13 protein-coding genes are annotated in these 12,061 nt (G+C 61.7%); 3 read left to right on the top strand and 10 right to left on the bottom strand.

Annotation, left to right across the window (positions count from 1 at the left end; all coding sequences use genetic code 11):
• Positions 1-32 precede the first annotated feature (32 nt).
• Both fdhD and DYL59_RS30710 read right to left on the bottom strand, forming a co-directional pair.
• Positions 33-872, bottom strand: a complete 840-nt coding sequence (fdhD, locus tag DYL59_RS30715; protein ID WP_135292542.1) for a formate dehydrogenase accessory sulfurtransferase FdhD — start codon at positions 870-872, stop codon at positions 33-35.
• A gap of 97 nt (positions 873-969) precedes the next feature.
• Positions 970-1,857, bottom strand: coding sequence for a LysR family transcriptional regulator (locus DYL59_RS30710; RefSeq protein ID WP_135292541.1), 888 nt, complete (start codon positions 1,855-1,857; stop codon positions 970-972).
• A gap of 132 nt (positions 1,858-1,989) precedes the next feature.
• On the opposite strand from DYL59_RS30710, the gene lysM reads away from it, so the two are divergent.
• A complete protein-coding gene (lysM, locus tag DYL59_RS30705) occupies positions 1,990-2,430 on the top strand; it encodes a peptidoglycan-binding protein LysM (RefSeq protein ID WP_135292540.1) in 441 nt (146 codons plus the stop codon).
• 123 nt (positions 2,431-2,553) lie between these two features.
• Here the strand turns inward: lysM and yrfG are convergent, their stop codons facing one another.
• Positions 2,554-3,216, bottom strand: a complete 663-nt coding sequence (yrfG, locus tag DYL59_RS30700) for a GMP/IMP nucleotidase (protein ID WP_135292539.1) — start codon at positions 3,214-3,216, stop codon at positions 2,554-2,556.
• An 87-nt stretch (positions 3,217-3,303) separates the two neighbouring features.
• Here yrfG and nudE point away from each other — a divergent pair, with 87 nt between their 5' ends.
• Positions 3,304-3,870 (top strand): ADP compounds hydrolase NudE, encoded by a 567-nt coding sequence (nudE, locus tag DYL59_RS30695; RefSeq protein ID WP_135292538.1) that lies wholly within the window; start codon positions 3,304-3,306, stop codon positions 3,868-3,870.
• A complete protein-coding gene (gene cysQ / locus DYL59_RS30690) occupies positions 3,867-4,703 on the top strand; it encodes a 3'(2'),5'-bisphosphate nucleotidase CysQ (protein ID WP_135292537.1) in 837 nt (278 codons plus the stop codon). The genes nudE and cysQ overlap by 4 nt, the downstream gene beginning before the upstream one ends.
• A 127-nt stretch (positions 4,704-4,830) precedes the next feature.
• Here cysQ and DYL59_RS30685 read toward each other — a convergent pair whose 3' ends face one another.
• The 7 genes from DYL59_RS30685 to rfbB are packed head-to-tail and all read right to left on the bottom strand — an operon-like array spanning position 4,831 to position 11,887.
• A complete protein-coding gene (locus DYL59_RS30685) occupies positions 4,831-5,286 on the bottom strand; it encodes a YiiD C-terminal domain-containing protein (RefSeq protein ID WP_135292536.1) in 456 nt (151 codons plus the stop codon).
• Positions 5,287-5,306: 20 nt separating this feature from the next.
• Complete coding sequence (locus DYL59_RS30680; protein WP_135292535.1) at positions 5,307-6,683, bottom strand: sigma-54-dependent transcriptional regulator; 1,377 nt, start codon at positions 6,681-6,683, stop codon at positions 5,307-5,309.
• A complete protein-coding gene (locus DYL59_RS30675; protein WP_135292534.1) occupies positions 6,680-8,488 on the bottom strand; it encodes a sensor histidine kinase in 1,809 nt (602 codons plus the stop codon). The genes DYL59_RS30680 and DYL59_RS30675 overlap by 4 nt, the downstream gene beginning before the upstream one ends.
• Positions 8,489-8,524: 36 nt before the next feature.
• On the bottom strand, positions 8,525-9,394 hold the full coding sequence (gene rfbD, locus DYL59_RS30670; protein WP_135292533.1) for a dTDP-4-dehydrorhamnose reductase: 870 nt from the start codon (positions 9,392-9,394) through the stop codon (positions 8,525-8,527).
• Complete coding sequence (gene rfbC, locus DYL59_RS30665; protein ID WP_135292532.1) at positions 9,391-9,936, bottom strand: dTDP-4-dehydrorhamnose 3,5-epimerase; 546 nt, start codon at positions 9,934-9,936, stop codon at positions 9,391-9,393. Before rfbC ends, rfbD begins: the two co-directional genes overlap by 4 nt.
• Entirely contained in the window at positions 9,933-10,808 is an 876-nt protein-coding gene (gene rfbA / locus DYL59_RS30660; RefSeq protein ID WP_135292531.1) for a glucose-1-phosphate thymidylyltransferase RfbA, read from the bottom strand. Before rfbA ends, rfbC begins: the two co-directional genes overlap by 4 nt.
• Complete coding sequence (gene rfbB, locus DYL59_RS30655; protein ID WP_135292530.1) at positions 10,805-11,887, bottom strand: dTDP-glucose 4,6-dehydratase; 1,083 nt, start codon at positions 11,885-11,887, stop codon at positions 10,805-10,807. The genes rfbA and rfbB overlap by 4 nt, the downstream gene beginning before the upstream one ends.
• Between the last annotated feature and the right edge of the window lie 174 nt (positions 11,888-12,061).

The following is a 12,061-nucleotide window of genomic DNA, read 5'->3' as shown; positions in this document are numbered from 1 at the left end:
GGTTGGGGTTTGGTCGGCTTGGTTATGATTGCTCACGGCTGGTTCTCCATCGCAGGGCTGTAGACCCGCGGCGCACTTTTCTGCGGCAGGTGGATGAGATTGAGGTTGTGTCGGCGGGCCCATTGCAGGGCCAGGCCGGTGGGCGACGACAGGCTGACCAGGGTCTGGATGCCTGCGCGCAGGACTTTCTGGATCAACTCCAGGCTGCAACGGCTGGTGACAATCGCCAGGCCGCCTTCGGTCGGAATATTTTGGCGGATCAGCGCGCCGATCAATTTATCCAGGGCGTTATGCCGGCCGATGTCTTCGCGGCCCAGCAGCAATTGGCCCTGGTTGTTCATAAACACCGCCGCATGCACTGCGCCGCTGTACTGGCCTAGAGGCTGAAACGCGCTGATGCGCTGACGCAGGCCGTCCAGCCATTCGGCAGGCGGCAACGGCGCGCCGGGCAGTACTTGCAGGTCTGGCAGGGCTTGTTCCACCGCTTCCACGCCGCAGAGCCCGCAGCCACTGGTGCCGGCCAATTGGCGGCGCTGCTGCTTGAGGTTCCAGAAGGCGCGACTGGAGATCTGCAAGTGAGCGTATTGAGCCGAGCCTGAGCCGCTGAGTTTCAGATCGTAGATGTCGCTAACGTCGGCGATAATGCCGCTACCGAGGCTGAAACCTACGATGAAGTCTTCCAGGTCCGTCGGTGTCACCAGCATGACCGCCTGGCTGATGTCGTTATAGGCGATCGCCAACGCCACTTCTTCCGCCAACGCAGTGCTGGCGACTTCGGTGTGTTCGAGATTGCAAAACTGGTAGCTCTGGCTGGCGGCGGGCGCGGGCGTTTCAAGAGCTGGCGCCGCGCAGACTGGGCGCTTGGCGTTCATGGGGCTGTACCACCGGCGGATTGATCAGTGTTTAGACTAGGCGCGACAAAGGGTCGCGTCTAATCGCCAGTACTGATCTATCGATAGATGGCGTCGATCAAGCGTCCTGCAGCGATTTTTGATACAGCGCAAAGCAGGCTTCCGCCAAGGCTGAGCGGGGGGCGCTGCGGCGCATGATCAGCCCCAGGCGCGCCAGGGTGTGGGCTTCTTCTATCGGTTGCAGGCGCAGGTGTTCGGTGAGGGCGTCCAAGCCGCCTTCCAATGGCATGACGGCACAACACAGGCCACCGTGCACGGCTTGTAACAATTGGTGCACCGCATCGGTTTGCAGCAGGGGCTGGGGGTTAAGCCCACGGCTGTGGAAGTTGTGGTCGATAGATTGGCGAAAGTGCATGCCGCTGGTCAGCATTCCCAGCGGTAGCTCAATCAGTGCCTCCCAGCTCAAGGGCTTGTCGCCAAAGCTGAAAAACCGTTGGTCGTACAGCAGGCCCATACGGGTTTCGCCCAGTGCCAGCGAGTCGAAACGCTCGCTGTCCAGGCGTTCCAGATAGGACACGCCCAGGTCCAGGCGATTGCTCGCCAATTGTTCAAGGATCTGTTCAGAACTGAGGGCCGATAGCTCGAAGCGCAGGCTGGGGTGCTCTTTGTGCAGTTGTTGCATGAGGGCCAGGGGATCAAAACTCGACAGTGGCACCACCCCCAGGCGCAACGTGCCCACCAGGTTGCCGCGACAGGCCGCGGCTTCCGCCTGCAAACCGTCGTACGCGGCCAATACCGTGCGAGCCCAGGCCAGCACGCGTTCGCCCGGCGCGGTAAAGCCTTCAAAGCGTTGGCCGCGATTGACCAGGGGAAGGTCCAACTCTTCTTCGAGGCTGCGCAGGCGCATCGACAGTGTTGGCTGGGTAATGTGGCAACGCGCGGCGGCCTGGCCAAAGTGACGGGTTTCGTCGAGGGCGATGAGGAATTTCAGCTGTTTGATGTCCATCTTCGCTCCAGGGCTTATTCCAATGGCGGGGGGATTCTAGCGCGTTTGGGTCTTGGGTCGGGCTGGAACCCAAATCTGTAGGACTGGTCTAGTCTTGGGCATCTGGAACTCAAATACCAAGGAGAGCGCACTATGAGTCTTTTAAGCTTTATCAAAGAAGCCGGCGAAAAGATTGTCGACCTGCTGACGCCGGGTAATGCCAACGCGAGTGAGCAGTTGAAAGAGCATGTGGCCAAGGTGGGGCTGGGTAATCCGAATGTGCAGACCACGGTCGAGGGTGACAAGGTGACCGTCACCGGTGAAGTGGCTACCCAGGAAGAGAAGGAAAAGATTTTGCTGGCGCTGGGCAATATTGCCGGCGTGGCCAGTGTGGATGATCAGATCACCGTATCGGGCCCGGCAGTAGCAGCTGCCCGTTTCGTGGTTGTGAAAAAAGGCGACACGCTGAGCGCGATTTCTCTGGCGGTGTATGGCAACGCCAACCAGTACAACAAGATCTTTGAAGCCAACAAGCCACTGTTGTCGCACCCGGACAAGATTTACCCAGGTCAGACGCTGCGTATTCCCGAGTAAATCGCCGTTCAAAATGTGGGAGGGGCGGTGCGACGATTCGACTTGCTCCCGATAGCGAGGTGTCAGCCAATTCATCTGTGACTGATACACCGCCATCGGGAGCAAGCCCCCTCCCACATTGGGTCAGAGTCCAGCAAGGAGTTCTCGGTAGTCTTCAACGGCCTCGAACTCTGCGGTGTCCTTTGGCCCCTTCTTGCTATCCGGCTCTTTGACGGCCAGTAAGTGCCCCACGCCATACGCTTGGGCACTGCGCAAAATCGGCAACGTGTCATCAATAAACAGGCTACGCGCGGGGTCGAAGCCTATATCGGCCTGCAGCGCATCCCAAAATTGCGGGTTTTCCTTGGCAAAACCGTAATCGTGGGAACTGATCAATCGTTCGAAATACGGCGCCAGTTCAATGCGTTCCAGCTTCAATGACAGCGAATCACGATGAGCATTGGTGATCAGGATCACGCGCTTGCCCGCTTGTTTGATCGCCGCCAGGAACGTGTCCGCGTCCGGGCGCAGGGCGATCAAGTGGGCGGTCTCCAGCTTGAGTTCGCGCACCGGCAGCTTCAACTCCGCACTCCAGAAATCCAGGCAATACCATTGCAACTGCCCGGCGTTACGCTCGAACAGCGGCTGCAATTCCATCTCGGCCATGGCCCGGCTCACCCCATGCAGTTCGGCATAGCGCTGGGGCAGGTGCTCCATCCAGAAATGGTTGTCGTAATGCAGGTCGAGCAACGTGCCGTCCATGTCCAGCAGGACGGTATCGATGGCGTGCCAGGGCAAAGAGGGCATGGGCAGTTCTCATGTAAGTAAAAATATCCGACACAGACAATCGGAAAAGCCACGGTATAGTAACCCGATCACGCCAAGGAGCCGCTTATGCGCCAGAAACCCACCGTCCTCGCCCGCGAAATAGTCGCCAGTAGCCGTTTGTTCCGCGTGGAGGAAGTGCAATTGCGCTTTTCCAATGGCGTTGAACGGACCTACGAACGCCTGGTGGGCCGCGGTGCCGGTTACGGCGCGGTGATGATCGTGGCGATGATCGATGACGATCACGCGTTGCTGGTAGAAGAGTACTGCGGCGGTACCGACGAATATGAACTGTCGTTGCCCAAAGGCCTGATCGAGCCGGGCGAGGATGTGCTGGCGGCGGCCAACCGTGAACTCAAGGAAGAGGCAGGGTATGGCGCACGCCAGTTGGAGCACCTCACCGAGCTTTCGTTGTCCCCTGGCTATATGAGCCAGAAAATCCAGGTGGTCATGGCCACCGATCTTTATGAAGAACGCCTGGAAGGCGATGAACCCGAGCCTATGCGAGTGGACAAGGTCAACCTGCGTGAACTTTCGATGCTGGCGCAAAACGAGCAATTCAGCGAAGGCCGTGCCCTGGCTGCGTTGTACCTGGTACGCGACCTGTTGACCCAGCGTGGAGTGTTCAACGCATGAGCGAATTGTTTTTAGGTCACCCGTTTATTGCCCCTGTGATCGAACTGGCTCGTCAAGCCGGTGAAGTGATCCTGCCGTACTGGCGCGCCGATGTGGCGGTGACCTCCAAGGCCGACGATTCACCGGTGACGGCAGCCGACCTGGCGGCCCACCACTTGATCCTTGCGGGCCTGACTGCCCTGGACCCGAGCATCCCGGTGCTGTCCGAGGAAGACGCGGATATCGACCAGAGCGTACGTGCCGGTTGGCAGCGCTGGTGGTTGGTGGACCCGTTGGACGGCACCAAGGAATTTATCGCCGGCAGTGAGGAATTCACCGTCAACATCGCCCTGATCGAACAGGGTCGCGTGGTGTTTGGCGTGGTATCGATGCCCACCAGCGGGCGTTGCTACTTTGGTGGCGCGGGCCTGGGCGCATGGCGCTCGGATGTGAACGAAGCGCCCAAGCAGATCCAGGTGCGCCAAGCACCGGCGGCGGGTGAGTCGTTTACCGTGGTGGCCAGCCGTCGGCACTCAAGTCCTGAGCAAGAGCGTTTGCTGGACGGCCTGAGTGAAGGCCTGGGGGCGTTGAAACTCGCCAATATCGGCAGTTCGTTGAAGTTCTGCCTGTTGGCCGAAGGCAGCGCCGATTGCTACCCGCGCCTGGCGCCGACCTCGCAGTGGGACACCGCAGCGGCCCAGGGTGTGCTGGAGGGCGCAGGAGGCGAGGTGCTGGAGTTGAGTGGTGAGCCGTTCAGCTATCCGGCGCGGCCATCGTTGTTGAATCCGTTCTTTCTGGCATTGCCGGCCAAGGCGGCGTGGCGCGAGCGGTTGTTGGCACTGGCAAGATCTTAAATCCGCAGCAGATCAAAATGTGGGAGCGGGCTTGCTCGCGAAAGCGGTGTATCAGAAACATATTCAGTGACTGACACTGCGCTTTCGCGAGCAAGCCCGCTCCCACATTGGTTTTGTGTGAAGGCTTTTAGCGGTGCAGTACGTATTGGCCGGTGAAGGCCACTGCTCGCTCCTCAGCGCCCTCATTCACAATCCACGTCTCCAGCGTCAGCCGCGCACGGCCGTAACGCTTGTAAGTCGATAAAAACCGCTTCCACACCTTATCTTCCGGCGCCACGCAGATAGCGATTGCATCTCGCGTCACAGGCAGCGGATAACTGATCTGCCCCTCCTGAATCACGATATGCCCGCCTTCAACCCCTTCCTCACGCAACTGCAAATGCAGCCAACCCCACCCCGCCAGCACTGCGCCGCAGTAGAGACTGCCACCGAACATGGTGCTCTTGTGGTTGATATTGGCCTGCAGCGGCAGGTGCAACTCCAGCCGCCCCTGTTCCCAGTCACGCACCTTTAGGCCCATTTCGCGGGTGAGGGGGATGTCGTGGTGCAGCACGGATTCGAGGTAGTGGCTGTCGCGGTTCATGGCGGGTTCATCACAGTGGTTCATTCGTCGTCGGCGCTTTGGTTGGCGAAGTTCAGGCCATGCTTGCGCAGTTTGTCGTGCAGGGTCTTGCGCGGTACCCCCAGTGCTTCGGCCAGGCTGCGCATGGAGCCGTGGGGGCGGGTCAGTTCGGCGGCGATCAGGCTTTTTTCGAACTGCTCCACCTGCTCGCTCAGGCCTCCGGGCGTGGAGGTCAGCACGCTCGCAGCAGGATTGTCCGGCGTCGCATCCAATGCCAATTCCAGGCCCAGGGCGAAGCGTTCAGCGGCATTTTGCAGTTCACGGACATTACCCGGCCAACTGTGACGCAACAGCAGCGCACGCTGGCCCGGTTGCAGCTCATGCAACGGCAAGCCGTGGCGGCTGCTGGCTTCGTCGGCAAAGTGCTGGAACAGCATCAGCGCATCTTCCCCGCGCTCGCGCAACGGTGGAATACGCAATGGCGCGACGTTGAGACGGTAATACAGGTCGGCGCGGAAACGGCCCTGGTCGGCGGACTGGCGCAAGTCTTCCTTGGTGGCGGCGATGATACGGATATCGAGCGGAATCAGCTGGTTGCCACCCAGGCGCTCCACCACCCGCTCTTGCAACAAGCGCAGCAATTTGACCTGCACGTCCAGGCTCATGCTTTCGATTTCATCCAAAAACAGCGTGCCACCGTTGGCGAATTCGAACTTGCCGATCCGGCGCTTTTGCGCGCCGGTAAACGCGCCAGGTTCATGGCCGAACAGTTCGCTTTCCACCACCGACTCGGCCAGCGCACCGGCGTTGATCGCCACGAATGGCCCGCTGCGACGGCTCGACAGGTCATGCAGGGCGCGGGCCACCACCTCTTTGCCGGCGCCGGTTTCGCCGAGGATCAGCACGTCTGCCTTAGTCGCAGCCAGGGCGCCGATCTGCTCGCGCAGGCGCAGCATTTGCGGTGAATGCCCCACTAAACGCGTGCTCAGTTGCTGACGATCGCTCAGGGCCAGGCGCAGGCTGCGGTTGTCCAGCACCAGGCGGCGCAGAGCCAGGGCGCGGCGCACGCTGTCGAGCAAAGCATCGCTGGCAAAGGGTTTTTCCAGGAAGTCATAGGCCCCGGCGCGCATGGCTTGCACCGCCAGCGGCACGTCGCCGTGGCCGGTGATCAGCAGCACCGGCAGGTCGGGGTCCTGGCCGTGCAGCTCGGCGAGCAGCTCAAGGCCATCCATGCCGGGCATGCGGATGTCGCTGACGACCACGCCCGGCCAGTCCCGCGACAGGCGCGCCGTGAGGCCGCTGGCTTCGCCCAGGGTCAGGACTTTCAGCCCGGCCAGGTCCAGGGTCTGGCACAGGGCCTGACGCAGGTGTGGATCGTCATCGATCAACACCACCTGAATCTGGTTATCGATACTCATACACTGCGGTCCTCGGACGGTTGCAGACTGACGCCCGGCGAGCCGGCACGCAATTTCAAGGTTAACAGCGCGCCGCCTTCCTTGTGGTTGGCAAACAGCAGTTCGCCGCCAAAGGCACGCATCAGGGTGTCACAAATGGCCAACCCCAACCCCAGGCCCTGGGTGCGGGTCTTGGTGGTGTAGAAGGGCTCGCTGGCACGGCCCAGGGCTTCCATGCAAAAGCCTGGGCCGTTGTCGCGAATGTACAGGTTGACGCCCAGTTCGGTGGTTTCGGCACTCAGCCAGAGTTTGCGCGGCGGACCTTTTTCGGTGAGGGCGTCTAGGGCGTTGGCCAGCAGGTTACCCAATACCTGGCGCAGGCGGGTTTCACCGGCCTGCACCCACAGCGTCGCCTCGGGCATATCGCGGATCAACTCCACCTCCATCGAGCGCCGCCGCTTGGCCAGCAACGCCAGCGCATCGTCCAGCGCCGGTTGCAGGGCCACGCTCTCCGGCGCGTGACGGTCGCGACGGGCGAAGGCGCGTAGGTGGGCGATGATCGAGGCCATGCGCCCGGTCAGTTCGCTGATCAGCTTGAGGTTGCCTCGGGCGTCGCTGGTGCGCTCGTGGTCCAGCAGGATTTCGGCGTTTTCCGCGTAGCTGCGGATCGCCGCCAAGGGCTGATTGAGCTCATGGCTGATACTCGCCGACATGGTGCCCAGCGCCGACAGTTTGCCCGCTTGTACCAAGTCATCCTGGGCACGCACCAACTCTTGCTGGGCGTGTTCGCGCTCCAGCACTTCCTGTTTGAGGCGTCGGTTGAGGCCTTCCAGGTCGCTGGTACGCTCCACCACGCGGGCTTCCAGCTCGCGGCGGGCCTTGGCTTCGAAGGCGATGCGGTCCAAGTAGTGCCGGCGGCGCTGCATCATCAGGCCCAGCAGCAACATCAGCACCAGCAATGCGGCACCGCCGACGGCGACCACGGTGCGCACCGGGCGGGTGATCAGCGAGCGTGGCGCGAGGATCTCCACGTTCCAGCCGGTCTCGGCGATGGCCGTGGACTGGCGCAGCCAGGCGCTGTTGCTCAGGCTCAGCGGCTGCGGGTCGCGGGTCGGATAGGGCTGGATCGCAATGATGGCCTGGCGCTCTTCGGCGGTCAGCGGGCGGGTGGCGCGGAATCGCCATTGCGGGCGCGACGTGAGGATCACCACGCCGTTGTGGTCGGTGACCAGCAGTTGTTCGGGGGTGTTGCCCCACAGGCTTTCGGTGTGGTCCAGGTCGACCTTGACCACCAGCACACCAATGATGGTGTCGCCATCACGCACGGCGGCGGCGAAGAAGTAGCCACGCTTGGCCGAGGTGGTGCCCAGGCCGAAAAACCGCCCCAGGCGCCCATCCATAGCTTCGCTGAAATACGGCCGGAACGAGAAATTGCGCCCGACAAAGCTGTCCTGTTTATCCCAATTGGACGCGGCCAGCGTCTTGCCGGTGGTGTCCATCAGGTACATCACTTCTACCCCGGCCTGGGCAGCGACGTCCTTGAGCAGCAGGTTGGCGTTGACCAGGTTGGTGCTCACGCCGGGGGCATCCAGCGCGGTGCGCAGGGCAGGCAGGTCGCCCAGGATCTGCGGCAGCACTTCATAGCGGTGCAGGGTGCCCAGCAGGTTGGCAACGTAGAGGTCGAGGGTCTGGCGGTTTTGCCCGGCCAGTTCGCTGCGGTAATAGCGCTCGGCCAAGTGTTCCAGCGGCCACAGCAGCGGCGCCAGGCACAGTGCCAATAGGGCGAGGCTGCGCCAGCGGGGTCTTCGCGGGAGGGTTGGAGTCATGGGAGTCGGGCGCCTGTGGGTACAGGCGCATTATGCCTAGTGCTGCTGTGCAAGACACTCGCGCAATGCGTCTTGCCACTGCGGCTGGGTGACGTGCCATTGCTGTTGCAGGCGGCTGCAATCGAGGCGCGAGTTCAGCGGGCGCTGGGCGGGCGTGGGATAGGCACTGGACGGGATGGCCTCCAGCTCGGCGCAGGCCTTGCCTTGGGCGCGCAGGTGTTCGCCAATGGCCTGGGCAAAGCCGAACCAGGAGGTCTCGCCCAGGGCTGTCAGGTGATAGGTCCCCCATTGCCCAGGCTTGCCGGCCTGCCAACGCTCGATCAGCGCGCGGGTGCTGGCGGCGATGGTCCCGGCCCAGGTCGGTGCTCCGATCTGGTCGGCGACGATGCGCAGCTGCGGTTTCTCCTGCAACAGGCGTTGCATGGTCAGCAGGAAGTTCTTGCCGTGGTTGGAGTAGACCCAACTGGTACGCAGGATCAGGTAGTCGCCGCCCACCGCTGCAATCGCCTGCTCGCCCGCCAGCTTGCTCTGGCCGTAGATGCCCAGTGGGTTGGGTGTATCGTTTTCGGTGTAGGGCACGGGCTTGCTGCCGTCGAACACGTAGTCGGTTGAATAGTGGATCAGCGGGACGCCCAGGGCCTTGGCCTCTTCGGCGAGGATGCCGGGGGCGATGGCGTTGATGGCGAATGCTGCATCCGGCTCGCTTTCGGCCAGGTCCACGGCGGTGTGGGCGGCGGCGTTGATGATCAGGTCGGGGCGCTGGGCACGGATTTGTTGGCGGATCTGGTCAGCGTTTGCCAGGTCGAGTTGCTCGCGGCCCAGGATGATCAGCTCGCCCAAGTCACGAAGGTGCAGCTGCAGGGCCTGGGAGACTTGGCCGTGCTGGCCGGTGATCAGGATCTTCATGGGAACAGGTCGGCTTCCATCAACAGTTTGCCCGCCTGATCCTTGGCGGACAGTTGCGGCGCCTCGGTCAGTTGCCAGTCGATGGCCAGCGTCGGGTCATTCCACAGGAGGGTGCGCTCAGCGCTCGGCTGGTAGTAATCGGTGGTCTTGTACAGGAACTCGGCATGGTCGCTGAGCACCACGAAGCCATGGGCAAAGCCCTCTGGCACCCATAATTGACGATGGTTCTGCGCCGACAGGCGCACGCCCACCCAGCGACCGAAGTTCGGCGAGCTGCGGCGGATATCCACGGCCACATCCAGCACTTCGCCTGCGATAACCCGCACCAATTTGCCCTGGGTGTGTTCCAGCTGGTAATGCAGGCCGCGCAGCACGCCTTGTTGCGAGCGTGAGTGGTTGTCCTGCACGAACTGGCGCTTGAGCCCGGTGGCCTCTTCAAATACGCGGGCGTTGAAGCTCTCATAGAAAAACCCGCGCTCGTCACCGAACACCTTGGGTTCGAGGATCAGCACGCCGGGCAGTGCGGTTTCGATGACGTTCACTGCTTGTCTCCGGCCAGGGAGTAGAGGTACTGGCCGTAGCCGGTCTTGCCGAAATACTTGGCGCGTTCGAGCAAGTGCGCGCGGTCGATCCAGCCATTGCCGTAGGCGATCTCTTCCAGGCACGCCACTTTCAGCCCTTGGCGGCGCTCGATGGTCTGCACGTACTGCGAGGCGTCCAGCAGGCTGTCGTGGGTGCCGGTGTCTAGCCAGGCGAAGCCACGGCCGAAGCGCTCCACATGCAGGTCACCCCGGTGCAGGTAGGCGTTGTTCACATCGGTGATTTCCAGCTCGCCACGGGCGGAAGGTTTTACTGCTTTGGCGATCTTGATCACATCGTTGTCGTAAAAATACAGGCCGGTGACCGCATAGCTGGACTTGGGCACCGCCGGTTTTTCTTCGATGGACAGGGCGCGGCCTTCGCTGTCGAAGTCGATCACGCCGAAGCGTTCCGGGTCTCTGACCCAATAGCCGAACACCGTGGCGCCTTTGCCGCGTTCCACCGCTGCATGCAACTGCGCGCTGAAGCTTTGGCCATGGAAAATGTTATCGCCCAGAATCAGGCAAACCGGGTCGCTGCCGATGAATGTTTCGCCAATCAAGAAGGCCTGCGCCAGCCCGTCCGGCTTGGGTTGTTCGGCGTAGCTGAAGGTGACGCCAAACTGGCTGCCATCCCCCAGCAGGTTGCGGTATTGGGGCAGGTCCGCCGGGGTGGAGATCACCAAAATCTCCTTGATGCCGGCCAACATCAGCACCGAGATCGGGTAGTAGATCATCGGCTTGTCATACACCGGCAGCAGTTGCTTGGACACACCCAGCGTGATGGGGTGCAGACGTGTGCCGGAGCCGCCGGCCAATACGATGCCTTTCATCATGCGATCAGATCCCTCATGTCGGTGTTGCCCAATCGTTGGCCCTGATAACTGCCGTCCTGCACCCTGCGGCACCAGTCCAGGTTATCGAGGTACCACTGCACGGTTTTGCGTAAGCCTGTTTCAAAGGTTTCAGCGGGCACCCAGCCCAGTTCCCGTTCGATCTTGCTGGCGTCGATGGCATAGCGTAGATCATGGCCGGGGCGGTCTTTGACGAAGGTAATCAGGTCGCTGTACTTCGCCACGCCTGCTGGATGCTGCGGTGCCAGTTCTTCCAGCAGCGCGCAGATGTTGCGCACCACATCAATGTTCTTTTGCTCGTTGTGGCCGCCGATGTTGTAGGTCTCACCCACCACGCCCTCGGTCACCACCTTGAACAGTGCACGGGCGTGATCTTCGACAAACAGCCAGTCGCGCACCTGCAAACCATCACCATAGACAGGCAATGGCTTGCCCGCGAGGGCGTTGAGGATCACCAGCGGGATGAGTTTTTCGGGAAAGTGGAACGGCCCGTAATTGTTCGAGCAATTGGTGAGCAACACCGGCAGGCCGTAGGTGCGCTGCCATGCGCGCACAAGGTGGTCGGACGCGGCCTTGCTCGCGGAGTAGGGCGAACTGGGGGCGTAGGGCGTGGTTTCGGTGAACAGATCGTCGACGCCGTGCAGGTCGCCGTACACCTCGTCGGTGGAAATATGGTGGAAGCGGAACGCGCGTTTTTCAGGCTCGGCGAGGTTTTGCCAGTAGCCACGGGCGGCTTCCAGCAGGCTGTAGGTACCGACGATATTGGTCTGGATAAAGTCCGACGGGCCGTCGATGGAGCGGTCCACATGGGACTCGGCCGCCAGGTGCATGATCGCCTGGGGCTCGAAACGGGCCAGCACCGCGCTGACGGTGGGCTGGTCGATGATGTCGGCCTGGACGAACTCGTAGCGGCTGTTGGAGGCGATGCTACTCAGTGATTCCAGGTTGCCAGCGTAAGTGAGTTTGTCGAGGTTGAGCACTTCATGCTCGGTGTGCTGGATCAGGTGACGTACCAGAGCAGAACCGATAAAACCGGCGCCACCGGTAATGAGAATGCGCATGTCGGGGCCCTTTTCCTTTTGACGGACATTAAGCGAATGGAGCATAGCCTGTGTTGCGCCGGGATGTGCCAGGGGGTTGCACAAGCCCCCGGAACAATGGCGAACTAAGCGCCTGATAAAAATACCGAGGTCGCCCCATGCTGCTCGCCACGCTGATCCACCGCGCCAGTCTAC

The sequence above is a fragment of the Pseudomonas kairouanensis genome, from assembly GCF_004682055.1.
Taxonomy (GTDB): domain Bacteria; phylum Pseudomonadota; class Gammaproteobacteria; order Pseudomonadales; family Pseudomonadaceae; genus Aquipseudomonas; species Aquipseudomonas kairouanensis.
Note: the sequence above shows the minus strand (reverse complement) of the source record. Positions and strands in the feature narration are given on the sequence as shown.

Excerpts from the sequence above, each read along its gene's own strand:
- fdhD (WP_135292542.1), bottom strand. The coding sequence starts at position 872 with ATGAACGCCAAGCGCCCAGTCTGCGCGGCGCCAGCTCTTGAAACGCCC.
- DYL59_RS30710 (WP_135292541.1), bottom strand. The coding sequence starts at position 1,857 with ATGGACATCAAACAGCTGAAATTCCTCATCGCCCTCGACGAAACCCGT.
- lysM (WP_135292540.1), top strand. The coding sequence starts at position 1,990 with ATGAGTCTTTTAAGCTTTATCAAAGAAGCCGGCGAAAAGATTGTCGAC.
- yrfG (WP_135292539.1), bottom strand. The coding sequence starts at position 3,216 with ATGCCCTCTTTGCCCTGGCACGCCATCGATACCGTCCTGCTGGACATG.
- nudE (WP_135292538.1), top strand. The coding sequence starts at position 3,304 with ATGCGCCAGAAACCCACCGTCCTCGCCCGCGAAATAGTCGCCAGTAGC.
- cysQ (WP_135292537.1), top strand. The coding sequence starts at position 3,867 with ATGAGCGAATTGTTTTTAGGTCACCCGTTTATTGCCCCTGTGATCGAA.
- DYL59_RS30685 (WP_135292536.1), bottom strand. The coding sequence starts at position 5,286 with ATGAACCGCGACAGCCACTACCTCGAATCCGTGCTGCACCACGACATC.
- DYL59_RS30680 (WP_135292535.1), bottom strand. The coding sequence starts at position 6,683 with ATGAGTATCGATAACCAGATTCAGGTGGTGTTGATCGATGACGATCCA.
- DYL59_RS30675 (WP_135292534.1), bottom strand. The coding sequence starts at position 8,488 with ATGACTCCAACCCTCCCGCGAAGACCCCGCTGGCGCAGCCTCGCCCTA.
- rfbD (WP_135292533.1), bottom strand. The coding sequence starts at position 9,394 with ATGAAGATCCTGATCACCGGCCAGCACGGCCAAGTCTCCCAGGCCCTG.
- rfbA (WP_135292531.1), bottom strand. The coding sequence starts at position 10,808 with ATGATGAAAGGCATCGTATTGGCCGGCGGCTCCGGCACACGTCTGCAC.
- rfbB (WP_135292530.1), bottom strand. The coding sequence starts at position 11,887 with ATGCGCATTCTCATTACCGGTGGCGCCGGTTTTATCGGTTCTGCTCTG.